Origin of the sequence: Devosia faecipullorum, from assembly GCF_015158295.1 — a bacterium.
Lineage (GTDB): Bacteria > Pseudomonadota > Alphaproteobacteria > Rhizobiales > Devosiaceae > Devosia > Devosia faecipullorum.
Window position 1 is genome coordinate 59,084 of record NZ_JACDXV010000006.1, and the last position, 23,111, is coordinate 82,194.

Annotated in this window: 19 protein-coding genes and 1 pseudogene; 14 read left to right on the top strand and 6 right to left on the bottom strand. The window is 62.6% G+C overall.

The genetic code is table 11. The annotated features are described in order from the left end of the window. Positions 1 to 98: 98 nt before the first annotated feature. Positions 99 to 1,511 carry a helix-turn-helix domain-containing protein gene (locus tag H0482_RS13270; protein WP_193730551.1) on the top strand — a complete coding sequence of 471 codons (1,413 nt, stop codon included), beginning with the start codon at positions 99 to 101 and terminating at the stop codon, positions 1,509 to 1,511. A gap of 32 nt (positions 1,512 to 1,543) precedes the next feature. Here the strand turns inward: H0482_RS13270 and H0482_RS13275 are convergent, their stop codons facing one another. Both H0482_RS13275 and H0482_RS13280 read right to left on the bottom strand, forming a co-directional pair. After that, positions 1,544 to 2,098 (bottom strand): gamma carbonic anhydrase family protein, encoded by a 555-nt coding sequence (locus H0482_RS13275; protein ID WP_193730552.1) that lies wholly within the window; start codon positions 2,096 to 2,098, stop codon positions 1,544 to 1,546. A gap of 10 nt (positions 2,099 to 2,108) precedes the next feature. Then, entirely contained in the window at positions 2,109 to 3,518 is a 1,410-nt protein-coding gene (locus H0482_RS13280; RefSeq protein WP_193730553.1) for a protein adenylyltransferase SelO, read from the bottom strand. A 103-nt stretch (positions 3,519 to 3,621) separates the two neighbouring features. On the opposite strand from H0482_RS13280, the gene H0482_RS13285 reads away from it, so the two are divergent. Next, on the top strand, positions 3,622 to 4,305 hold the full coding sequence (locus tag H0482_RS13285; protein WP_193730554.1) for an HAD family hydrolase: 684 nt from the start codon (positions 3,622 to 3,624) through the stop codon (positions 4,303 to 4,305). A gap of 289 nt (positions 4,306 to 4,594) precedes the next feature. After that, on the top strand, positions 4,595 to 5,485 hold the full coding sequence (locus H0482_RS13290; RefSeq protein ID WP_193730555.1) for a cell wall hydrolase: 891 nt from the start codon (positions 4,595 to 4,597) through the stop codon (positions 5,483 to 5,485). Between the two features lie 48 nt (positions 5,486 to 5,533). Here the strand turns inward: H0482_RS13290 and pckA are convergent, their stop codons facing one another. Further along, entirely contained in the window at positions 5,534 to 7,126 is a 1,593-nt protein-coding gene (gene pckA / locus H0482_RS13295; RefSeq protein WP_193730556.1) for a phosphoenolpyruvate carboxykinase (ATP), read from the bottom strand. 260 nt (positions 7,127 to 7,386) lie between these two features. Here pckA and H0482_RS13300 point away from each other — a divergent pair, with 260 nt between their 5' ends. From H0482_RS13300 to tsaE, 9 genes are all read left to right on the top strand, one after another. After that, positions 7,387 to 8,103: a response regulator transcription factor gene (locus H0482_RS13300; protein ID WP_193730557.1), complete on the top strand. Its 717-nt coding sequence runs from the start codon at positions 7,387 to 7,389 to the stop codon at positions 8,101 to 8,103. 119 nt (positions 8,104 to 8,222) lie between these two features. Continuing rightward, positions 8,223 to 9,896, top strand: a complete 1,674-nt coding sequence (locus tag H0482_RS13305; RefSeq protein ID WP_330998264.1) for a sensor histidine kinase — start codon at positions 8,223 to 8,225, stop codon at positions 9,894 to 9,896. Between the two features lie 9 nt (positions 9,897 to 9,905). After that, positions 9,906 to 10,373: an HPr kinase/phosphorylase gene (locus tag H0482_RS13310; protein WP_193730558.1), complete on the top strand. Its 468-nt coding sequence runs from the start codon at positions 9,906 to 9,908 to the stop codon at positions 10,371 to 10,373. Between the two features lie 138 nt (positions 10,374 to 10,511). Then, positions 10,512 to 10,910 (top strand): PTS sugar transporter subunit IIA, encoded by a 399-nt coding sequence (locus H0482_RS13315; protein WP_193730559.1) that lies wholly within the window; start codon positions 10,512 to 10,514, stop codon positions 10,908 to 10,910. A 3-nt stretch (positions 10,911 to 10,913) separates the two neighbouring features. Further along, positions 10,914 to 11,213, top strand: coding sequence for an HPr family phosphocarrier protein (locus H0482_RS13320; RefSeq protein WP_193730560.1), 300 nt, complete (start codon positions 10,914 to 10,916; stop codon positions 11,211 to 11,213). A 172-nt stretch (positions 11,214 to 11,385) separates the two neighbouring features. Further along, positions 11,386 to 11,901: a DUF2937 family protein gene (locus H0482_RS13325; protein ID WP_193730561.1), complete on the top strand. Its 516-nt coding sequence runs from the start codon at positions 11,386 to 11,388 to the stop codon at positions 11,899 to 11,901. A 175-nt stretch (positions 11,902 to 12,076) separates the two neighbouring features. Further along, positions 12,077 to 13,480: an adenosylhomocysteinase gene (gene ahcY / locus H0482_RS13330; protein WP_193730562.1), complete on the top strand. Its 1,404-nt coding sequence runs from the start codon at positions 12,077 to 12,079 to the stop codon at positions 13,478 to 13,480. 303 nt (positions 13,481 to 13,783) lie between these two features. Further along, positions 13,784 to 16,225 carry a sensor histidine kinase gene (locus H0482_RS13335; RefSeq protein WP_193730563.1) on the top strand — a complete coding sequence of 814 codons (2,442 nt, stop codon included), beginning with the start codon at positions 13,784 to 13,786 and terminating at the stop codon, positions 16,223 to 16,225. A gap of 129 nt (positions 16,226 to 16,354) precedes the next feature. After that, positions 16,355 to 16,795 (top strand): tRNA (adenosine(37)-N6)-threonylcarbamoyltransferase complex ATPase subunit type 1 TsaE, encoded by a 441-nt coding sequence (tsaE, locus tag H0482_RS13340; RefSeq protein ID WP_230989640.1) that lies wholly within the window; start codon positions 16,355 to 16,357, stop codon positions 16,793 to 16,795. Between the two features lie 125 nt (positions 16,796 to 16,920). Here tsaE and polA read toward each other — a convergent pair whose 3' ends face one another. Next, positions 16,921 to 19,842: a DNA polymerase I gene (gene polA, locus H0482_RS13345; protein WP_193730565.1), complete on the bottom strand. Its 2,922-nt coding sequence runs from the start codon at positions 19,840 to 19,842 to the stop codon at positions 16,921 to 16,923. Positions 19,843 to 20,020: 178 nt separating this feature from the next. Here polA and H0482_RS13350 point away from each other — a divergent pair, with 178 nt between their 5' ends. Further along, positions 20,021 to 20,428 (top strand): response regulator, encoded by a 408-nt coding sequence (locus tag H0482_RS13350; protein WP_193730566.1) that lies wholly within the window; start codon positions 20,021 to 20,023, stop codon positions 20,426 to 20,428. Between the two features lie 2 nt (positions 20,429 to 20,430). On the opposite strand, the pseudogene H0482_RS16620 reads toward H0482_RS13350, so the two are convergent. Together H0482_RS16620 and H0482_RS13360 are read right to left on the bottom strand one after the other, a co-directional pair. Continuing rightward, positions 20,431 to 20,772: pseudogene (locus tag H0482_RS16620) on the bottom strand (transglycosylase SLT domain-containing protein); the annotation flags it as partial. A gap of 414 nt (positions 20,773 to 21,186) precedes the next feature. Next, positions 21,187 to 21,792 (bottom strand): DNA-3-methyladenine glycosylase I, encoded by a 606-nt coding sequence (locus tag H0482_RS13360; RefSeq protein ID WP_193730568.1) that lies wholly within the window; start codon positions 21,790 to 21,792, stop codon positions 21,187 to 21,189. A 310-nt stretch (positions 21,793 to 22,102) separates the two neighbouring features. On the opposite strand from H0482_RS13360, the gene H0482_RS13365 reads away from it, so the two are divergent. After that, positions 22,103 to 23,062, top strand: coding sequence for a nucleoside hydrolase (locus tag H0482_RS13365; protein WP_330998265.1), 960 nt, complete (start codon positions 22,103 to 22,105; stop codon positions 23,060 to 23,062). Positions 23,063 to 23,111 lie beyond the last annotated feature (49 nt).

Below are 23,111 nucleotides of genomic sequence, written 5' to 3' on the forward strand. Positions count from 1 at the left end.
GTGACTTTACCCTTGGCGGGCCAAGCCCCCAAGACAGGAAAGCGCGGAGCTGCTACAATCACACAAAACTTGATCTGTAAATTTGTGAGATTGTAAACTTGGCAGCGAAAAAGGTCTTTGCCGGCGCGAGGCTGCGGGCATTGCGGGCCCAGCACCGTCTGACCCAGGCCGACCTGGCGGCGCGGCTCGAAATTTCCTCCTCCTATGTTAACCAGATCGAATCCAACCAACGTCCGTTGACGGCGTCGGTGATGCTGGCCTTGTCGGAGCATTTCCAGCTCGATCTGGCGAGCCTGGCGACCGACGTCTCGGACCGGCTGGTCATCGACCTGCGCGAGGCGCTGGCCGACCCTGTATTCGGCGAGGCCATGCCCAATCTGCAGGAGCTGAAAAGCGTCGCCAGCAACAGCCCCGACATGGCCCGGGCCCTGCTGGCGCTATATGGCGCCTATCGCAAATCCAATGAACAATTGGCGGGGATGGATGCCGCGCTGTCCCGCGATCCGCAAAGCGGCGTAACCACCGCCTATGAGGAAGTGCGCGACTTCTTCCACTACGCCGACAATTATATCGACCCGCTCGATCGGGCCGCGGAGACCCTGGCGGCCGAGCTGGGTGAATTCGGGCCCGTCCGCTTGCGGCGGCTGATCGATTACTGCGCGGACATGCACCATATCCGCGTCGTCGTCAGCCCCGCCGCCAATAACGAGAAACTGGCCGAGTTCGACCGGGGCAATCGCACGCTCTGGATCAATGGCCATCTCGATCCAGCGAGCCAGTTTTTCCGCATCGCCGCCATGCTGGGCGGGCTGGAACAGGCCACCGTCCTGAATCAGCTCCTAGACGACGCCCATTTCAAGGCCCCGGAATCCCGGGCCATTGCCCGGATGGGACTGACCAATTACTTCGCCGGCGCGCTGCACATGCCCTATGGCGCCTTTCTCAAAGCCGCCGACGGCTATCGCTTCGACGTCGAGGAATTGGCCCGCGTGTTCGGGGCCAGCCTCGAACAGGTGGCGCATCGCCTCTCCACCATGCAGCGGCCACGTGAACGGGGCGTGCCGTTCTTTTTCGCACGCGTCGATGCCGCCGGCACCATCACCAAGCGCCATTCGGCGACGGCCATGCAATTCGCCCGCTTCGGCGGCGCTTGCCCCCTATGGAACGTGCATCGGGCCTTTGAGGCACACGGACAAATCATTCGCCAATTGGCCGAAACCCCGGACGGCAAGCAATATCTCTGTCTCGCCTGGAGCCACGAGAAACGCATGGGCGGCTTTCGCGGCACGACGCGCCGCTATGCCTATGCGCTGGGCTGCGAAATCAGCCATGCCGGGCGGCTGGTCTATGCCGACGACCTCGATCCGGGCAAGGCCGGGTTCGAACCGATCGGCATATCCTGCCGCATCTGCGAACGGCGCAATTGCCCGCAACGCTCGGTGCCGCCGCTGGCGGCGAGCATCACCGTGCCGGCGGACCGGCGCAGCGTCGTGCCCTATGAGATCGGGTGACCCGGACCATGTGGCCGACCGGGAACGGCAAATCAGGCCGGCTCGAATTCGGGCCCTGCGCCCCCAACCGGTTTCATTCCGGCGGCGAAGCGCCGGGCGTTTTTGACATAACGCTCGGCGGAAGCGGCCAGCGCCTCGACGCCTTCGGCGTCAATCTCGCGCACCACTTTGGCCGGCGCGCCCATCACCAGGGAATTGTCGGGGATGACCTTGCCCTCGGTAACCAGCGCATTGGCGCCGATGAGACAATTCCTGCCGATCCTGGCGCCGTTAAGCACGGTCGCGCCCATGCCGACAAGGCTGTTGTCGCCAATGGTGCAGCCATGGACGATGGCCGAATGGCCGATGGTGACATTGTCGCCGATGACCAGAGGATGGCCCGTATCGGTGTGCAAGACGCAGTTTTCCTGCACATTGGTGCGGGCGCCGATGGAAATGCGCTCAATATCCCCCCGCGCCACGACGCCGAACCAGATTCCCACTTCCGGGCCCACGACGATGTCGCCGACCAGAACCGCGTCGGGCGCGATGAAACCCACATCGGGGTCGATCCGGGGCGCAACGCCATCGAGTGCATAGACGGGCATGATAGTCTCCTTATGGCCTTATCCTATAGGCATCGCGCATCTGCGCAATTTCGGAAAGTGCACTTTCGAACAAGGTCCAGTCATCCCGCTCGGCAATCGGCGCCCAGACAGCCTCCACTTCATCGATCAACATGGTGCGCGGCACTTGTCGCGCGAAATAGGGATGATCGAGATTGATTGCATCGGCGGGCTCATAGGCTTTCATCAGCCCGGCCAACGGACGGAATGCGTCGTCGGCGTAATGATCCGCTGCCGGGCTGCGCGCCGCGCGTTCGGTACTCAGAGCGCCGCCGCGCCAATCAAAGAAGAATTGCTCATAGCGGGCCTTGCTTGCGGATAAAAAGCCGAACAGCGCAGTGATGAAAGCGCTGTCCTCTTCAATGTCACGCGGACGCAAGCCGAGCCGGCGCAGCATTTGCCGGGGCAATTGCTCGCGGAAAACCGGCCAGACCGTGTTGAGAGCGGGTTCAAGATTTTCGATGGACGACAGGGGCACAAGGCACTCGGCGAGCCTTGTGAGGTTCCAGGCCAGCGTATCGGGCTGGCGGCCAAAGGCATAAAGGCCGGTTTCGTCGAAATAGGCCGCGGTGAAGCCGGGATCGTATTGGGGCAGAAAGCGCCAGGGGCCGTAGTCGAAGCTTTCTCCTGTGATGTTGATATTATCGGTATTGAGCACGCCATGGACGAAGCCGGCGGCAATCCATTGCGCGCCCAATCGGGCGACATTTCCGGCGACCGCTTCCAGAAACGCTGCCGCTTTATCCTCTGCGCCAGCGAGTTGGGGATAATAGTTGGCGATGCAGAAATCGAGCAGGCGCCCGAGGTTTTCATGATCCTCCAGATAGGCCAGGCGCTGAAAGGTGCCGATACGGACATGGCTGTGGCTCAGCCTGGTCAGCACCGACGACCGCGCCGGCGAAGGCTCGTCGCCGCGATAAAGCTGTTCGCCGGTTTCGATCAGGGCGAAAGACTTTGACGTATAGACGCCGAGCGCCTCCAGCATTTCGGTGGCCAGCACTTCACGCACGCCGCCCTTGAGCGTGAGGCGGCCATCGCCGCCCCGCGAATAGGGGGTCTTGCCGCTCCCCTTGGTGCCGAAATCGAGCAGACGCCCATCCTCGGGATCGGTGCATTGGGCAAAGAGGAAGCCGCGGCCATCACCCAGATCGGGATTGTAAGAGCGGAATTGATGGCCGTGATAGCGCAGGGCCAGGGGATGAGGAAGCGAGCCGGGCAGCGGTTCAAAATGCCCGAAATGGGTCAGCCATTGCGCGTCGGAAAGCCCGCCCAATCCGACATGCTCCGCCCAGCGGTTATCGCGATGGCGCAGGATTGTCTGGGGAAAATCGGCAGCGGCGACGCGATCGTAAAACGCGGAGCCCAAATCCTCGTGGCGGCGGCTGGGGCGGAAATCAGGCATGATGGGCCAAGGCTAACACGGTGAGGCCGCTCCGTCGCCATGCAAGTCGGCCTTGCATTCCCGCGTCTGGCGATGGCGATGAAATCGGCCTATAGGAGTGAGAATGACGCTTCTTTCCGACACGCTCCGACTTCGCCCCTTCCGGGCCGCCATTTTCGACATGGACGGCACCCTGCTCGACACCGAGGCTGTTTTCCGCGACATCGTCTATGATGTGTGCACCGATCTCGGCTTCGAAATGACGGACGATGTGCATCGCTCCATGGTCGGCTCCAGCCATGAACGCACCAGCCAATTGCTGATCGAAGCCTATGGCGTGGCCTTCCCCTATTCACTGTTCGACGAAAAATGCCGCGTCATCATGCGCGAACGCAGCCATTCAGGTGTTCCGGTCAAGGCGGGCGCGCGGGAATTCGTCACCGAGCTGCGCGAGCGCGGCATTCCCACCGCCGTCGCCACCTCATCGCGCAATCCCCATGCCGCCCATCATCTGGGTGCGGCTGGCTTGCTGGACCTGTTCGAAACCGTGGTCACGCGGGACGATGTCGTGCATCCCAAACCGCATCCCGAACCCTATCTGATCGCGGCGAAGCGACTGAGGATCGAGCCGGCGGCTTGCCTGGCGCTCGAGGACAGCCATGCCGGCGTCCATGCGGCCCATGCGGCGGGCATGCAGACCATCATGGTGCCGGACCTGGTCGATCCGGATGCGCAGATCGCCGCTTTGGGCATCCAGGTTGTCCGCAATCTGACCCTGGTTCATCATGCGGCGTTTCCTCGCGACTAAGATGTGATTAACCATCCGCGCTAATAGATAAAACCTTATCCAAACGGGTAAGGCGCGGTTCAGCATCTTTAAAATCCATTCAAATCAAGGGTTTCCTTGCTTGGCGGCCTCCGTTAACCCTGCCTTAAGTTGCTAAGGGCTATGGTTAACCAGCCGTAAATTTCGACTTCCATCCCGGCCAAGGCTTGGCTAGTGTGCAGCCGGGAAGTGACGGGGCCCGCCTGAGGGCACCCCCGTGAAGAAGGTCCACCGGATATGGCCGGCTGGGCTCAGGGGCAAGGACTGAGCATTGAGATCGAAAAGGCAACAGATCGTCGCGCGTACCCTGTCGCCCGTGCTTGCCGTTTGTGCTGCTGCTCTCGTGCTGTTTGTTACCTTCTCGCCCGCCCATGCCGATACCAGGCTGGCGCTGCCCGATCCGATTCCCGAAACCATCGCCGAGCTGCGCCTGCAACCGGCGCTGGGCCCGGAACTTGTGCCGCTGGCGCCGGGCGAGCAGCCTCTGACCCCGGCATTGCTGGCCAATTATGTCAAACGCCAGCAATCCCTGCGTTCCGTGGACGTGACGCTGACCGGGCCGCAGCCGGACCTGACGCCCGACATGCTGATGGGCTATATCAGCCGGGCCTCCTTTGGCAGCAACAATGCCCTTTCCGCCATTGCCAGCTTTGCCGAGCCGACGCCGCGCCCGCAACCTTCGGTGACCGCCTCCATGCTGGCCGACTATGTCGCGAGCGGTTATCAGCCGATGGAAAAGCGGCTGGAAACTGCCGATGCCGAGCGCGATTGCCTAGCGCAGGCCATTTATCACGAAGCGCGCGGGGAAAGCGCGACGGGCCAATTGGCGGTGGCCAATGTGATCGTCAATCGCGCCCGCTCGGCCAAATTCCCCAATTCGCTATGCGGCGTCATTTATCAGAACGCCGACAAGGGGCTTTATCGCTGCCAGTTCACCTTTGCCTGCGATGGCCGCGACAATCGTCCGGCGGAGCGCCGCGCGTGGGCCGCCTCGCAGCAATTGGCCAAGGATATCTATGCCGAATTCGCCACCGGCAGGGAGATTGGGGCGCTGCCCAGCTCGGCGCTCTATTATCACACGACGGCCGTGGCGCCGTCCTGGTCGCATACTTTCAGCCGCGTGGCGACGGTGGATTCCCACATTTTCTATTCCCCGAACTGAGCGAACGGGACACAAAAAAGGGCGCCCGCGGCGCCCTTTTTGCTGTCTTTACTCCGCCGCCATCTGCAATCGCGGACCGGCTCCGGCATCGGCCTCTGGACCGAACTTCTTGAAATTGTTACGGAAAAGATCGACCAACTTGGCCGACTGCGCATCATACTGGTCTGGATCAGGCCAGGTGCGGCGCGGATCGAGCAGGCTGGGATCGACGCCCGGCACGTTGAGCGGCACCTCGAAGCCGAAGAGCGGATCAAAGCGCATATCGGCATTGTCGAGCGAACCATCGAGCGCGGCGGTGAGCAGGCGACGGGTCGAGGCGATGTCGATGCGCTTGCCCTGACCATAGCCGCCGCTGGTCCAGCCGGTATTGAGCAGCCATGCCTGGGCCCCGCTGGTGCGCAGCCGCTCGGCCAGCATGTCACCGTAAGCCGTTGGATGCAAAGGCATAAAGGGCGCACCAAAGCAGGCCGAGAAGGTGGCCTGGGGTTCGGTGACGCCGCGCTCGGTGCCCGCGACCTTGGCGGTGTAGCCGGAAAGGAAGTGATAGACTGCCTGGTCCGGGGTCAGCCGCGCCAGCGGCGGCAAGACGCCGAACGCATCGGCGGTGAGAAAGACCACGGTTTTTGGCGTTTTCCCCACACTTCCCCTGGCAATCGATGGCAAAACGCCGATCGGATAGGCCGCTCTTGTGTTCTCAGTCAGCGTTACATCGTCAAATGCTGGCGCATTGTTAGCATCGAGCACGACATTCTCGAGCACGGTGCCGAAGCGGCGAGTCGCTGCATAAATCTCGGGCTCGGCCGTCGCCGAAAGCTTGACTGTCTTGGCGTAGCAACCGCCTTCGAGATTGAAGACGCCATCCTCGCTCCAGCCATGTTCGTCGTCGCCGATCAAAGGGCGAGCCGGGTCGTTGGAAAGCGTGGTCTTGCCGGTGCCCGAGAGCCCGAAGAACAGAGCCGCCTCGCCATCCGGTCCCAGGTTAGCCGAGCAGTGCATGGGCAGCACATTGCGGGCGGGGGCGTGGAAGTTGAAGAGGCTGAAGACCGACTTCTTGATCTCGCCGGCATAGAGCGTGCCGGCGATGAGCACGAGATTGCGGCTCATGTCGAGCGCGATCACGGTGTCGGTGCGACTGCCATGGCGGGCGGGGTCGGCCTGGAAATAGGGAGCATGAACGATGGTGACCGGATCGGCGTCGTCGGCGGCGGGAATGCCCTCGTCCCGGCGGATCAGCAGATTACGGATGAACAGGGCGTGCCAGGCGCTGGGGGTGAGCACGGTGACATCATATTGGTGGCGCGGATCGGCCCCGGCGAGCAGATCCTGCCGGAACAGATCCTGACCGGCGAGATGATCGCGAATGTCGCCCAAAAGCAGATCGAAATGGGCCGGGCTCATGGCGCCCGAATTGTCCCACCAGACGCTGTTTTCAGTCAGGGCATCGCGGACGATGAACTTGTCCTTGGGCGACCGGCCGGTAAAGGCGCCGGTGCGAACCGAGAGCGCTCCGTCGCTGGTCAGCACCCCATTGCCCTGGCCAATGGAAGCCGCAACCAAGGCCGGCACAACGGCGTTATCGCTCAGCGAGGTCGCTGCCGCGCCAATAGCGGTCCGAAGGGTTCCGTGATCGAAGGCAGGCATGTTTTGTCTCCACAAAGCCGCGCGAAACTGGCGGCCCTTGGAGGCAAAATAGGTGGCGGTCCGCGCCCCGAACCATCCCGAAATGGGTCGTAAGACTGAAGTTGCATCGAAATCGTCTTGTATGGAAGCGCGGGCAATCTGGCACAAGACTTGGCCGCGCCATATTTAATGCGTAATTGTCGCTTGCAACGTCGCTCAATAGTCCGGCTGAACAATCAGCGGGGCAAGACCCAGCAGCGTCACGAAGAGAAAGGCAGACCATGCCAAAGATCGCCCTTGTGGACGATGACCGCAATATTCTCACCTCGGTGTCCCTGACCCTCGAGGCCGAGGGCTATCAGGTCGCCACCTATACCGATGGCGCCTCGGGGCTGGAGGGCCTGACCACGGATAAGCCGGACCTGGCCATTCTCGACATCAAGATGCCGCGCATGGACGGCATGGAATTGCTGCGCCGCCTGCGACAGAAATCCGACATTCCGGTGATCTTCCTCACCTCCAAGGACGAAGAGATCGACGAATTGTTCGGGCTCAAGATGGGCGCCGACGATTTCATCACCAAGCCGTTCAGCCAGCGCCTGCTGGTCGAGCGGGTGAAAGCCATCCTGCGCCGCTCCGCCCCGCGCGACGGCAATGGTGCGGCGAGCCTGGGCATGGAAACGGCGCCGAGCAAGGCGCTGATCGAGCGCGGCGCGCTGGTGATGGACGAGGAACGTCATACCTGCACCTGGAAGGGGCAGCGGGTGACCCTTACCGTCACCGAATTCCTGATCCTGCAGGCGCTGGCGCTGCGGCCCGGCGTGGTCAAGTCGCGCAATGCGCTGATGGACGCGGCCTATGACGACCAGGTCTATGTCGATGACCGCACCATCGACAGCCACATCAAGCGGCTGCGCAAGAAGTTCAAGGCGACCGACGACGATTTCGAGATGATCGAAACCCTTTATGGCGTCGGCTACCGCTTCAAGGAGCAATAAGACGTCAATTGGCCATTCTGGACCGTCAAACTGACGAATCCATCCCCGGGCGCGGGGATGACCCAGCCGGGGAGACGCCAGGTTCCGGCCGGAAGCGGCGTCGTCTGGTGCCGCGCCCGGTGGCCAAGATTTTTGTCGCCATCCGGCGCTTCATCGATTTCGCGGTGTTTTCCAGTCTCACCCGACGCATCGTCGTGCTCAACATGGCGGGGCTGCTGGTGTTGGTGGTGGGCATCCTGTATCTCAACCAATGGCGGGCGGGCCTGATCGACGCCCGCGTGCAATCGCTGCGCGTGCAGGGGGAAATCATCGCCGCCGCCATCGCCGCCTCGGCCACGGTGGACAGCGACATCATCTCGATCAATCCCGACCGGCTGCTGGACGTACAGGGCGGCAATATCTCCCCGCTCTCCTATTTCGACCCGACGCTGGAATTTCCCATCAATCCCGAACAGGTGGCGCCGCTGCTGCGCAATCTGATCACCCCCACCCGGACCCGCGCCCGCATCTATGACCTGGGCGGCCTGCTGATCCTGGACAGCGACAATATCTATGCGCGCGGCGAGGTGCTGCGGCAGAATATCGACACCAGCCAGCCCCGGTTCTTTCTCGCCGAATGGTGGAATGCCGTCGTCTCCTGGGCGCCCGGGGACAATTTCCCCACCTATCAGGAATATCAGGCCGACGAGGGCACGCGCTATCCCGAGGTCGCCTCGGCACTTGCCGGCGCCCCCGCCGATTTCGTGCGCGTGGACAGCAAGGGCCAATTGGTGGTTTCGGTGGCGGTGCCGGTGCAAAGGCTGCGCGCCATTGTCGGGGCCATCCTGCTCTCGACCGCGCCGGGCGACATCGATTCGATAGTGGCGCAGGAACGCTGGAGCCTGTTCCGCATCGCGCTGATCGCCGCCGGGGTGCAGATCGTGCTCTCGCTTTTATTGGCCGGCACCATTGCCGGGCCGATGCGCCGCCTCTCGGCGGCGGCCGAACGGGTGCAGACCGCCGGCGACGCCAGGGCAGAAATACCCGACCTCACCGACCGCCCAGACGAAATCGGGCACCTGTCGGGGGCGCTGCGGCGCATGACCGATGCGCTTTACAACCGTATCGAGGCCATCGAGCGCTTTGCCGCCGATGTCGCCCATGAACTCAAGAACCCGCTGACTTCGCTGCGCTCGGCGGTGGAAACCCTGCCCTTGGCCAAGAAGGAAGAGGACAAGGCGCGGCTCAACGAAATCATCCAGCACGATATCCGTCGGCTGGACCGGCTGATCACCGACATTTCCAGCGCCAGCCGGCTCGATGCGGAACTGGCCCGTGAAAGCGCCGAACTGGTGGATGTAGAAAAGCTGGCCGAGGCCATGGTGGCGATCCAGAAGGATATGACGCAGGGCCGCGACGTCGCGGTGGTCATGGGCAAGCGCAGCGGGCGCGGACCGACCCTGATCAATGGCCATGAAAGCCGGCTGGCGCAGGTCTTCGCCAATCTCATCGACAATGCAGTGTCCTTCTCGCCCGAAGGGGGCAAAGTCAGCGTCGCCGTCGCCACCGAGGGCGAGACCATCACCGTCTCCGTCACCGACGAGGGACCGGGCATTACCGGCGACGCCACCCGCATTTTCCAGCGCTTCTATACCGACCGGCCGGAAACCGAATCCTTCGGCAATCATTCCGGGCTTGGCCTTTCCATTTCCAAGCAGATCGTGGACGCCCACAAGGGCAGTATCCGCGCCCATAACCGCACCGACCGCTCGGGCGCGGTTTTTACAATTGTGTTGCCGCGGGCGCGCAAATAGACTTTGCTCATGAGCAAGTCCCAAAACGTCCATGGAACAGGATTGGTCCTGGGTGAAACCGGACTCTTGCTGCGCGGCCCTTCGGGCGCGGGGAAATCCTTGCTGGCCCTGGCCCTATTGGAAAGCTGGGAGCAGCGCGGGCAAGCCGCTTTCCTGGTCGCCGACGACCGCGTGGACCTGCGCGATGACGGCGAATCACTGACCATGCTGGCCCCGCCCCGATTGGAGGGGCTCATCGAATTGCGCGGCAGAGGCATCGTTTCGCGCCCGCACCAGCAAAGCGCCAGACTGGACCTGATCATCGATCTGGTGCCCGAATTGATCCGGCTGGTGGAGGAGGAAGCGCTCCAGACCACGCTATTGGGCCATGTCCTGATGCGCGCGCCGGTGCCTCAGGCGGGGGTGGTGAGTCTGGGCCATCAGCAATTGCTCGTGGCCGAAGCGTTGCGCGCAAGCCTTGCAGCCAACGAATCGTGACAATATACCCCTTGCAAGGGGTCGCCCCGGAGACAAGACTGTAAGCTGGTTACCTGCCGGCACCCGGCGGCGGGTTTGGCTTGGGACTGGATAAAGATCACGGCGCGCCGGTTTGGCGCGGCTGTCTGGGGATTGTTCATGATCGGATTGGTTCTGGTGACCCATGGCGCGCTCGCCACAGAGTTCAAGCTCGCCATGGAACATGTGGTCGGACCACAGGATTATATCGAAGCCATCGCCATTGGCCCCGATGACAATGCGGAACTGCGCCGCGAGGATATTCTGAGCGCCATCGACCGGGCCGATTCCGGCGCGGGCGTCATCATCCTCACCGACATGTTCGGCGGCACGCCCTCGAACCTGGCCATTTCGGTGATGCAGAACCGCAAGGTGGAAGTGATCGCCGGGGTCAACCTGCCCATGCTGGTAAAGCTGGGACGGGTGCGTGGCGAAATGAGCATGGAAGAAGCGGTGAACGTCGCCCAGGAAGCGGGCAAGAAATATATCACCGTGGCCAATGCCGTTCTGGGCGCCTGACCCATGGATGCGAGCAGGGCCGTCGCCCAGCAATTGACGATTCTCAACCGCAAGGGCCTGCATGCCCGCGCTTCGGCGCGCTTCGTGCGCACGGCCGAATGTTTCGACGCCAGCATCAGCGTCATCAAGGACGGCACTTCGGTGGCCGGCAATTCCATCATGGGCCTGATGATGCTGGGCGCGGGGCCGGGTTCGACCATCCTGGTCCAGGCCAGCGGCAAGCAGGCCCGCGAAGCACTCGAAGCCATTACCGAACTGGTCAATAACGGGTTCGACGAGGATGTGGACGGGGCCGAGGCTTAGGCAAAGTTCAAGATTTGCATTGGCGGCGGAAAGCCCCGATCTGATCCCCTCCCCTCAAGAGGGATGGGGCACATCTGGGCTCGCCATATATAATGCGAGGCCGATAGCATCTGTCATGTTCTTGCCGTTTGCATGCGGCTGAGTGATCCTGGGTCAGCTAGAGGAGCGCGGCATGATGCGGCGAGTGATCGCGGGAATCGGGGGGATCGCGCTGGCGGCGACGCTCAGTCAGTTTCCCGAATATGCCCAGCAATATACCCAGCGGCTGGGCGGCGCGGTCGATGAATTGCGCGTCATCACCGAGGATTTCGACCGGGCGGCGACGCAGGAGGGGCTGGACCGGCAGGCGGCGCTTCAGCGCTACAACAATTCCAGCGACAGCTTTCTGGCCGGGCGCGGCGACAGTATGGGGCGCACGTTCCAGCGGTATGAACATCTGAGCCAGACACTGGCCCGGATCGAGGGCGCGGGGCCGATCGAACGGCTGCAATCGCTGCCCGCCTATCTCGACAGCGATGTGGGGCGCAGGACGCTGGATGCCTACAAGCCCGCCATGCCGGTGACTTTGGAGGGCGTGCTCTATGCCGGGGCCGGGTTCATGCTGGGCTATCTGTTGTTATCGGCGCTGGTGCGGTTCTGCGCCCTGCCCTTCCGGCGGCGGGGCCGGCAGCGGGCCTATCGGGGCTGACCCTTAGCGCCATCCGAGCATAGCTCTCATGGCCTTCGCACTTCCAATCACTCCTCCGCAGCGATTGGCCCCAATGGACACTTCGAAGATATAAACAATCCTTTATATCCCTCATTGATCGGCAAGACCTGCTCCCGTATAGAAGGGCCAAGAGAAAATCCTTCTGGAGCCCGACATGACCAAGAGCCCGACCGATTACGCGGTCAAGGACATCAGCCTCGCCGATTTCGGCCGCAAGGAAATCCAGATCGCCGAGATCGAAATGCCGGGTCTGATGGCGATCCGCGAGGAATATGCGGCCAGCCAGCCGCTCAAGGGCGCGCGCATTGCCGGCTCGCTGCACATGACCATCCAGACCGCCGTGCTGATCGAGACGCTGGTGGCGCTCGGGGCCGAAGTGCGCTGGGTGAGCTGCAATATCTTTTCCACCCAGGACCATGCCGCCGCCGCCATCGCCGCCGCCGGCATCCCGGTCTTTGCCCATAAGGGCGAAACGCTGGAAGAATATTGGGATTTTACCGACCGCATGATGGACTGGGGCAATGGCCTTACGCCCAACATGATCCTCGACGATGGCGGCGACGCCACCATGTATATCCTCAACGGCGCCAAGGCCGAGAAGGACATTGCCGTTCTGGCCAAGCCGGGCAATGAGGAAGAGGAAATCTTCTTCGCCACCATCAAGCGGCGGCTCGAAAAGACCCCCGGCTTCTTCACCCGGATCAAAGACGCGATCCGCGGCGTTTCCGAAGAGACGACGACGGGCGTGATGCGGCTCCATCAGCTGCACGCGCGGGGCGAACTGCCCTTCCCGGCCATCAACGTCAATGACTCGGTGACCAAGTCCAAGTTCGACAATAAATACGGCACGAGGGAATCGCTGGTGGACGCCATCCGCCGCGGCACCGACGTGATGCTGGCCGGCAAGGTCGCCATCGTCTGCGGCTATGGCGATGTGGGCAAGGGATCGGCGGAATCGCTGCGCGGCGCCGGCGCCCGCGTCCTTGTCACCGAAGTGGACCCGATCTGCGCCCTGCAGGCCGCCATGGAAGGCTTCGAGGTGGTAACGCTGGAAGACGCCGCCCACCGCGCTGATATCGTCGTCACCGCCACCGGCAATCGCGACGTGTTGATGGTCGATGACATGCGCAATCTCAAGGACATGGCCATCGTCTGCAATATCGGCCATTTCGACAACGAGATCGACGTATTGGGCCTGCGCAATTTCAAGTGGACCAATATCAAGCCGCAGGTCGACATGATCGAGCAGCCCAATGGCAAGCGGCTGATCCTGCTGTCGGAAGGGCGTCTGGTCAATCTGGGCAATGCCACGGGCCACCCGAGCTTTGTCATGTCGGCCAGCTTCGCCAACCAGACCCTGGCGCAGATCGAATTGTGGACCAAGGGCGAGACGCTCGAGAAGAAGGTGCATGTCCTGCCCAAGCATCTCGACGAAAAGGTCGCCGAACTGCATCTGGCCAAGCTCGGCGCCAAGCTGACCAAGCTGACCAAGACCCAGGCCGATTATATCGGCGTGCCGGTCGCGGGTCCGTTCAAGTCGGGCGAATATCGCTATTAAGCATCCGGCGCGCGTCGCCAAAAAAATCTGCTGAAAGCCCGGCCCCAGTGCCGGGCTTTTACTCTTTTTAAAGGTTTCTGTTTCGTTCTTGGGTCAAGTACTTTCCTGCCGCTTTGCCCGCAACGCACAGCCATGAAGACTCTTTTGCCCGATTCGCGCTGCCGCTATGGTCTAGTGATTCGGGTTGCGGGGGACATGCAAGCCGTTCGAAGGCAGCCGGAACGGATCCCGTTCGGCGTTGGCTGCCCGGTCCTAAAGTGGCGTACCGGCCGTCCCGGCCGGATGGGCATTCACGAAAGCTAAGTGAAAGAGGGCAGCATGGCGCCGGCACGGCTCCGGAAACGATGGGGATTCGCGGCTTCGGCATCCGCCTGCCTGACCCTGCTCACGGCCGCACCGGCATTGGCGCAGGGCTTTGCCCCGGCGAGCCTGGGCAATATCGCCCCCATCGCCGTCGCCATCGGCGCGGGCGGTTTCGCGCTCATTTCCATGACCATCATCCGCCGCCTCCTGGCCGACAACCGCGCCGCGCGCCGCCGTGCCGCCGAGCAGATCGCCGATCTGCGCGCGCTGGTCGATGAATATGAAAATCTGGTCTCGGGCAGTACCGAGCTGACCATTTTGTGGAGCGGACAGGACGGGCCGCGCATTCTTGGCCAGGCCAGCGCCGTGCTACCGCCGGGCCGCCAGCCGCAAAGCGTGCTCAACCTGCATAGCTGGCTGGGCGCCGCCGAATCCAATCGCCTCGCCGCCATGCTCGACGAATTGCGCCTGCAAGGGCGCGGCTTTTCCGCCAGCATCAAGACCGCCGAGGGCAAGCTGGTGCGCGCCACCGGCTGGGCCATGGGCGATGGCGCCGCCATGCGCCTGCGCCCGGCCTTCAGCCAGCCCGGCGACGAGGCCGCGCTGGTGGCCGATAATGAAGCGGAAATTGCCGAGAACGACCAGCAAAGCGTGCGCGCTCTGCTGGGCCTGTTGAGCAAACCGGCCTTCCTGCGCGACGGAACGGGCCAATTGGTCTATGCCAATGGCGCCTATTGCGCCCTTGCCACGGCGCTCGACAAGACCTGTCTGGAAACCCGCCCTGCCGAGATCATCGACCCGCGGGCCAACAAAACCGCACCGGTGGATTTCGCCGACCATGGCCGGTTCGAGCTGGTTGAAATCGAGCTGCCTGGCGGACGGGCCGGCTATCTGCGCCCGCTGGAAAATGCCTGGCAAAAATCCGAAGCAGGCCTCGCCCATATCGGGGGCATTATTGATGCGCTGGCCACACCCATCGCCATCTTCAACGCCCGGCGGGAACTCACCCAATTCAACGCCGCCTATGCGGCCCTGTGGAATCTCGATCCGGCCTTCCTCACCAAAGGCCTCGACGAGCGCGCCATTCTCGACAAGCTGCGCACGCTGGGCATGCTGCCCAATCAGGTCGATTACCACACCTGGCGCGCCAAGCACCTGGAAAGCTACCAGCGCAAGGTGCCGTTCGAGGCCGAGCCCTGGCACCTGCCCGATGGCCGCACGATCAAGGTGATTTCGGCCCCGGCCGGTCCCGAGGGTGGGGTCATCTATGTCTACGAAGACCTGACCGAACGGCTGGAACTGGAAAGCACCAACAAAAGCTTCACCAATGTGATGCGCGAAAGCATCAACGCACTGAGCGAGGCGGTGGCGGTGTTCGGCACCAATGGCAGGCTGACGCTCTCCAATCCGCAATTGTCCAAATTGTGGAAGCTGCCGCTCAATGCCTTCGACGCGAATCCCCATATCGACCAATTGGCCGAGGCCAGCGGCCTGGCCATTCCCGAGGACGGAGCCACGATCTGGCGCGACCTCAAGCGCTCGATCGTCGATCTCAATCCCACGCGCACCGACCGTACCGGCCGGCTCAACCGCTCCGATGGCCGGCTGATCGATTATGCCATTACCCGGCTGCCCGACGGGCAGACGATGATGACCTTTCTCGACGTCACCGAAAGCGCCTCCTATTCGAAAGTGCTCAAGGAGCGCAATGACGCGCTGGTCGCCGCCGATCGACTCAAGGACGCCTTTGTCGAGAACGTCTCCTATGAATTGCGCAGCCCGCTCACCAATATTATCGGCTTTTCCGACCTGCTGGCCGACAATGAAGGCCAGAGCCTCAATGAGCGGCAGCGCGAATATCTCGATTATATCCGCGCCTCATCGGTGACCCTGGGCGTCTTGATCGACAATATTCTTGACTTGGCTTCGGTCGATGCGGGCATTGCCGAACTCAAGCCGGAAATACTCGATATTCCGGCGCTGATCGACAAGGCCAGGGCCGGCATTGCCGCCAGTTTTCCAGAAGTGTCGGGCGAGGCGCCGAACCTGGTCATCGCCATCGAGCCGGACCTGCCCCAATTCGTCGCCGATGGCACCCGCATCGTGCAGGTGCTCTATAACCTGCTCTCCAACGCCGCCCGCTTCTCCCCACCCGGCGGAGAAATCCGACTTTCAGTATCGCACCGGGCCGAGCGCATGCTCTTCGTCATCGAGGACGAGGGGCCGGGCATTACCGACGAGATGAAGGCGGCCATCCTCACCCGCCTGGACGGCCCGCAAGCCGGCGGCCGCCAGCGCGGCGCCGGGCTGGCGCTCTCCATCGTGCGCACCTTCGTCAATCTGCATGGCGGCACCATCTCGGCGGAAAAGCGCGAACCGCGCGGCAGCCGCATCATCGTCAACCTGCCGATGAATTCGGCGCTGGCGGGCGTGGCGGAATAGCTCCGGGCCGTCCCAAAGGGCCAATCACGAAGGTGGCTTGATTGGCAATTCCGCCGGCGCGATGCCCTTGTTCGCCGTCACCACCCGGTTTATCCGAATGGTGCATGGATTGCCCGGATGAGACGGGCAATGACGGAGACGGATGTGCCTGAGCCGATTGAAACCTTTCTGCCCGACGATGGCGCCACCTCCCGCTTCGGCGCGGAACTGGCGGCCAGCCTCAAACCCGGCGACATCGTCAGCCTCGAAGGCGATCTGGGGGCCGGAAAAACTGCTCTGGCGCGCGCCATTATCCGGGCGCTGGCCGGCGATCCAGGGCTCGAAGTCCCCTCCCCGACCTTCGCCATCATCCAGCCCTATAAGACAATGCGCGGCCCGGTCCTGCATGCCGATCTCTATCGGCTGGCCGATGCGGCGGAAGCCGACGAACTGGGCCTGCTCGACGACCCGGAGGCCATCGTTCTGGTGGAATGGGCGGCACGGGCGGAACAGGTTCTGGCGGCCGCGCGCCTGCGGGTCGGGATGACGATTCCGCCGGGTGGAACGGGACGGAACGTGGTGGTGAGCTGACGGCTCTATTGCGCCAGGAGAAGGCTCGAGGAACCGGATTGCCCGGACGAGCCGGGCAATGGCGGTGGAAGGGCGGGTGCACGGCAAGGGAATGTCCGGGCAAGGCGGAAACGCTCCAGCCCCATCTAATGCGCCTCGTCCCAGTTCCTGGCGGCATGGGCGTCTACGTGGATCGGCACGGTTAGCCGCACGGCCGGTTCGGCTGCGCTTTCCATGACGCGCCGGATCACCGGAATGGCCTGATCCTCGCTGCCTTCGGGTACTTCGAAGATCAGTTCGTCATGCACCTGCAGCAGCATGTCGGCTTCGATACCGGCCTTGGCCAATTCGCCTTCCATGCGGATCATGGCGCGGCGGATGATGTCGGCGGCGCTGCCCTGGATCGGCGCATTGATCGAGGCGCGCTCGACAAAGGCGCGTTCGCTGGGATTGCCGGAATTGGCATTGGGGAACTGGATCTTGCGGCCGAAAATGGTCATGACGTGGCCGTCGGCCTTCACCTTGAGCTTCTGGGCGTCCATGTAATCGCGGATGCCGGGGAAGCGCTCGAAATAGGTCTTGATATAATCCCCGGCCTCGGAGCGGGCGATGCCCAGCTGGTTGGCGAGGCCGAAGGCCGAAATGCCATAGATGATGCCGAAATTGATCGCCTTGGCTCTCCGGCGCACGTCGCTCGGCATGCCCTCCACCGGCACGTTGAACATTTCCGACGCCGTCATGGCGTGAATGTCCAGCCCCTCTTCGAAAGCATCTTTGAGCGCGCCGATATCGGCGATATGGGCGAGAACCCGCAATTCGATCTGAGAATAGTCGGCCGAGATCAGCACCTTGCCCGGCGGGGCGATGAAGGCGGAGCGGATCTTGCGCCCGTCTTCGGTGCGGACGGGAATGTTCTGCAGGTTGGGATCGTTGGATGAGAGCCGCCCGGTGAGCACCGAAGCCTGCGAATAGGAGGTGTGAACGCGACCGGTGCGCGGATTGATATAGGTGGGCAGCGCGTCGGCATAGGTGCCCTTGAGCTTGGTGAGCTGGCGCCAGTCGACAATGGTGCGGGCCAAGGGAATGCCCTTGAGCGCCAGATCTTCGAGCACATCGGCGCCGGTGGACCAGGCGCCGGTCTTGGTCTTGGTGCCGCCTTCGAGCCCCATCTTGTCGAAGAGGATTTCGCCCAATTGCTTGGGCGAGCCGAGATTGAAGCTCTGGCCGGCCAATTCATGCGCCTCGGCCTCGAAAGCGGCGGCGCGCTGGGCGAAGTCACCAGAGAGGCGGGCAAGAATCTGCCGATCGACTAGGACGCCGCGCGCCTCCATCCGGGCCAGGACCGGAGCCAGCGGCCGCTCGATGGTTTCATAGAGCGTCGTAGCATTTTCGGCGGCGAGGCGCGGCTTCAACACATGCCAGAGGCGAAGGGTTATGTCGGCATCCTCGGCGCCATAGCGGGCGGCGGCGGGGATATCGAGCTGATCGAAAGTCTTCTGGTGCTTGCCGGTGCCGGCCAGCTCGGAAAAAGAGATGGTTTTGTGGCCGAGCCAATGGTCGGCCAGCACGTCCATGCCATTATAGCGCGGGCCATCCAGCGCATAGGAGATGAGCATGGTGTCATCGATGGGCGCCATCGCAATGCCGTAGCGGGCCAAAACTTCGATGTCATATTTGACGTTCTGCCCGATCTTGAGGATCGAGCGATCTTCGAGCACGGGTTTGAGGCTGTCGAGCACGGTGCGGATGGGCAATTGCCCCTCGACCAGCCCACCGCCGCCCAGAAGGTCGCCGGGCAAGGCGTGACCGACCGGAATATAGCAGCCCTCGCCGATCTCGGTGGAAAGGCAGACCCCCACCAGATCGGCCTGTTGCGGATCGAGCCCCGTGGTCTCGGTGTCGATGGCCACATGCCCCTTGGCCACGATCTTTTCGATCCAGCGGGCGAGCTGGTCGGGGGTCGTCAGCGTTTCATAGGCGGCGTGATCGACCGGAATGGCCTTGATGCGCGCATGTTCCTCGGCGGCGTGGCGGGCCGGGCCCGTGCCGGGCACGACATTGGCGGCGAGCTTGGCCTTGGCGACCGAGAGCGAGGTGGATTTTTGCGGGGCGCCGGGGATGGGCTCGGCGCCGCCGGCCTTCAATTCCGGATCGGCTTCGAAATCGTCGGGATTAGCGTCGAGCAGGGTGGCGAGACGCTTGGTGATGGTGGCAAATTCCATCGCCTTGAGGAAGGGAAACAACGCCGAGGGGCTCATCGGCTGGCGCAGAAGGCCATCGAGGTCGATCTCGACGGGAACCTTTTGCTCCAGCGTCACCAGCTGTTTGGAAATGCGGGCCAGATCGGCATTGGCGATGAGCTTTTCACGCCGGGCGTTCTGCTTGATCTCGCCGGCGCGCTCGAGCAGGGTTTCGAGGTCGCCATAGATATTGATCAATTCCGCCGCCGTCTTGACGCCGATGCCGGGTACGCCGGGCACGTTGTCGACGCTGTCACCGCACAGGGCCTGCACATCGATGACCTTGTCGGGAGTGACGCCGAACTTGGCAAAAACCTCGTCGGGGCCGATCCAGCGCAGCGGCGGCTGGCCGGGGCGCGGAATGGTGTCGAGCAGGCGAATGGAGCCATCCGGCTCGACCAATTGCATCAGATCCTTGTCCGAGGAGGCGATGGTGACCTTCATGCCCGCAGCGCGCGCCATGCGCGCATAGGTGGCCATGATGTCGTCGGCCTCCCAGCCCTCCATTTCGATGGAGGGAATGGAAAAGGCCCTGGTGGCCGAGCGGGTCAGGGGGAATTGAGGGATCAATTCCTCGGGCGCAGGCGGGCGCTGGGCCTTGTATTGGGGATAGAGGTCGTCGCGGAAAGTCTTGCCCTTGGCGTCGAAGATGACCGCCATATGGGTCGGGGCCTCGTCGCCATCCATGTCCTGCGTCAGCTTGAACAGCATGTTGCAGAAGCCCTGCACGCAGCCCACTGGCAGCCCGTCCGACTTGCGGCTGAGTGGCGGCAGGGCGTGGAAGGCACGGAAAATATAGCCCGAGCCATCGACGAGCAGCAGGTGCATGAACCGATTCCTCTTATCTAGTCGCGGCAACTTACCGCTTCACACGCCAGGATGGCACCCATTTTTGTCCACCCCTGTCAGCAGCGACCGGCCCAGCCGCTGGACCCAACTTCGCCACGTTCCGGGTTTAGGTCTTGCCTTATCGGTGGAAAGCAGCCTCCTTTCTCCCAGAGCGGTAATGAAAGGACAATTCGTGCAGACCGGTCCGAACAAGGGCTCCGCCGCCACCATCCTCGTGGTGGACGACGATGCCCTGATCACACTCAACATGGTCGATCACCTGACCGAGCTCGGTCATATCGTGCTGGAAGCCTATTCAGGCCGCGACGCGCTCACCCTGCTGGAAAATCATCCCGAGATCGCGGCGCTGATCACCGATTATTCCATGCCCATGATGAATGGGGTGGAACTGGCCGAACAGGCGTGCCGCTTGCGTCCCGGCCTGCCGGTGCTGCTCTCGACCGGCTATGCCGAATTGCCCCAGGGCATTGCCAACACCTTGCCGCGCATCGAAAAGCCGTTCCGCGAGGAGGAATTGGCCGAAAAGGTCGGCGCCCTGCTCTCGATGGTCGCGCCAGCCGAATAGGCTCAGCGCAGCCCGCTCTTTTCCAGCAGGCCGAGCCGCTTGGCGTCGAAATAATAGCCCTTGGCGTAAAATTGCACCGCGCGGTCCTGATCGCCGCCGGCGGTGACATAGGCTCCGGCCAGGTAGCGCACCGCATAGCGCAGATTGGTTTCGGCATCGAGCAGGCCGGCAGGTTCGCCCGCGAAGCCCATGCCGCGCGCGGTGGCATGGCTGATCTGCATCAACCCGTAATAGGGCCCGTTGCGGGCGGATGGATTGTAATTGCTTTCGCGCACGATGACCCGGCGCACCAGCGCCTCGGGCACTGCATATTCGGTGGAGTAATGGGCGATCAACCCGTCCAGCGCGCCGCGATTGCCATCGGCATAGGCCAAAACGAATTCATCTGCGGCCCGGGGCACGGCGGCAGCGGCCGGCACGTGCCCGGCCCGCGTTTCCGGCACGACTGGCGCTACGCTGGCTATAGCGGCGCTCGCCGTGGCGCTGCGATTGCCCGGCAGCGGCTTGACGCCGGCGATGGAACAGCCCGCCAGAACGAGCGTCAGCGCCAGGGTGGAGGCAAGGGCAAGTGGCCGCGCCGTCATGTGCAATCCTTTACCGCCTTGCCCCAAATTCCGACATGTCACGCGCCAGCATCGACCGACGCGCAACATTGTGCGGCTAAACGCCAAACACGGCGGCTTGATGGCGGAAATGGGACCAGGTCGCAAGCGTTATCGGCGCGCGGATGCTGGCGGGACGCGTTTTTCGTCCCTGTCTCAATGGCGGGGAATGGTGAAATTCCGCCGCGACGCCGTTACCTTGGCGCGCACGATGCAGGCTTCCGCATGGCCATTGACCAGGCCCATGGCCTGCATGAAGGCGAAAATCGTCGTAGGCCCGACAAAGCGCCAGCCGCGCTGCTTGAGGGCCCTGGACAGAGCTTCCGATTGCGGGGAGGTGGCGGCGCCATGCGGCGGGCCTGGAGGAGGCGCTTCATAGCGCCAGACAAAGGCGGCGAGCGAGCCGGCCTCGGCCAGCAATTGCTGCGCCCGCGCCGCATTGTTGATCACCGCCTCGATCTTAGCTCGATGCCGGACAATGGCGGCGTCGGCCAGAAGGCGCTCGACATCGGCAGCGGTAAAAGCGGCCAGGGCATCGATGTCGAAGCCGGCAAAAGCGGCCCGAAAGGCGGCGCGCTTGTTGAGAATAGTGCGCCAGCTCAGTCCAGCCTGAAAGACCTCGAGACTGAGTTTTTCGAACAGAAGCCGATCATCGTCGACCGGATAGCCCCATTCATCGTCATGATAAGGCAGAAATTCGGGCGCCGCAGCACACCAGCTGCACCTTGGGTGGCCATCGAGAGGATTGATCACAGCGCTCATCGTGTCATCTCCAAGTCAAGATCAGGTGCTTCTCCCGGCGGGAATTGAGTTCCACACAGGCACCGGCGCCATACAAATTGCGTCGCGAACACGCGCTTCTCGCGGCTCGTTCCATCCAGTCCAGCCCATCGTCTGGAACAATCCCGACGATTCCACCTTAGGCAAAGCCTGCCCCGGGCGTCACATCCGAACTGTAGTGCCAGGTTTTTTCTCGTGCTGCACAATTGCTGAAGTGATGCGCTTCTCCAGTTGTCAGCTACCATAATTCTCGCTACTCATTGATAAGAGGTCAGACGACAGAGGAGTTATCGTGCGTAAACTTATCTTGGATGTTGATACCGGTACGGACGACGCCGTCGCCATCATGATGGCCGGGCTGCATCCCCAGCTCAACCTGGTGGCCTGCACCACCGTCAACGGCAACGTGCCCGTTGAAAACTGCACCGACAACACGCTGCGCACCCTTGATCTGATCGGTCGCAATGATGTGCCGGTCTATGAAGGGTTGAATCAGCCGATCGCCCGGACAGACTTCCCGGTGCCGCGCGCGATCAAGAAGGACGTGCAGGTCCATATGGCCGAACTGCCGATGCCGCCGGCCCGCTCCAAGAAGCAGGCCATGTCCGCACCTGAATTCTTGGTAAAGGCCTTTGCCGGTGAACACCGCGATGCGGTTCTCGTGCCGGTCGGTCCGCTGTCCAACATTGCCGCAGCGATCAAGCTCGATCCGAACTTTGTGAACAACGTTTCCGAAGTCATGATCATGGGCGGTGCCGTCGACAAGTCCAACATTACCGCATCTGCCGAGTTCAATATCTGGGCCGACCCGGAAGCCGCCCAGGTGGTATTCGAAGCCGGTTTCAAGAAGATCACGCTGGTGCCGCTCGATGCAACCCATCGCGCGCTGGTCTCGCTCGACCAATGCGCCGCCATGCGGGCACTCGGAACGCCGGCGGGCAATGGTGCGGCCAGTGTGATCGAACACCGCATCAAAGGCTATCAGACGTTCCAGCCGACCGGCATCCTGGCGACCGCGCCGGTGCATGACGCGCTGTGCGTCGCTGCCCTGGTGCGCCCGGAGGTGATCACCACAAGGCATCTGAACTGCGTCATCGAGACCAAGGGCGAATATACGATCGGCCGCACAGTGGTGGATCACGAATTCCGCACCAAGCGCGAACCCAATTGCCACGTTGCGCTTGATGCTGATCGAGAGCTGTTCGTCTCGATGCTGCTCGAGACATTCGCTCGGCCACACCAGTCGGTCTAGCCTACCCTTTTATCAGTCCTCCCTGTGGTTCCGCGTCCATCGTCACCGA

Coding starts and splice junctions, on each gene's coding strand:
- H0482_RS13320 (WP_193730560.1), top strand. CDS start 10,914: ATGGATGCGAGCAGGGCCGTCGCCCAGCAATTGACGATTCTCAACCGC.
- H0482_RS13315 (WP_193730559.1), top strand. CDS start 10,512: ATGATCGGATTGGTTCTGGTGACCCATGGCGCGCTCGCCACAGAGTTC.
- tsaE (WP_230989640.1), top strand. CDS start 16,355: ATGACGGAGACGGATGTGCCTGAGCCGATTGAAACCTTTCTGCCCGAC.
- pckA (WP_193730556.1), bottom strand. CDS start 7,126: ATGCCTGCCTTCGATCACGGAACCCTTCGGACCGCTATTGGCGCGGCA.
- H0482_RS13310 (WP_193730558.1), top strand. CDS start 9,906: ATGAGCAAGTCCCAAAACGTCCATGGAACAGGATTGGTCCTGGGTGAA.
- H0482_RS13285 (WP_193730554.1), top strand. CDS start 3,622: ATGACGCTTCTTTCCGACACGCTCCGACTTCGCCCCTTCCGGGCCGCC.
- H0482_RS13275 (WP_193730552.1), bottom strand. CDS start 2,098: ATGCCCGTCTATGCACTCGATGGCGTTGCGCCCCGGATCGACCCCGAT.
- H0482_RS13360 (WP_193730568.1), bottom strand. CDS start 21,792: ATGAGCGCTGTGATCAATCCTCTCGATGGCCACCCAAGGTGCAGCTGG.
- H0482_RS13280 (WP_193730553.1), bottom strand. CDS start 3,518: ATGCCTGATTTCCGCCCCAGCCGCCGCCACGAGGATTTGGGCTCCGCG.
- H0482_RS13325 (WP_193730561.1), top strand. CDS start 11,386: ATGATGCGGCGAGTGATCGCGGGAATCGGGGGGATCGCGCTGGCGGCG.
- H0482_RS13300 (WP_193730557.1), top strand. CDS start 7,387: ATGCCAAAGATCGCCCTTGTGGACGATGACCGCAATATTCTCACCTCG.
- ahcY (WP_193730562.1), top strand. CDS start 12,077: ATGACCAAGAGCCCGACCGATTACGCGGTCAAGGACATCAGCCTCGCC.
- polA (WP_193730565.1), bottom strand. CDS start 19,842: ATGCACCTGCTGCTCGTCGATGGCTCGGGCTATATTTTCCGTGCCTTC.
- H0482_RS13350 (WP_193730566.1), top strand. CDS start 20,021: ATGAAAGGACAATTCGTGCAGACCGGTCCGAACAAGGGCTCCGCCGCC.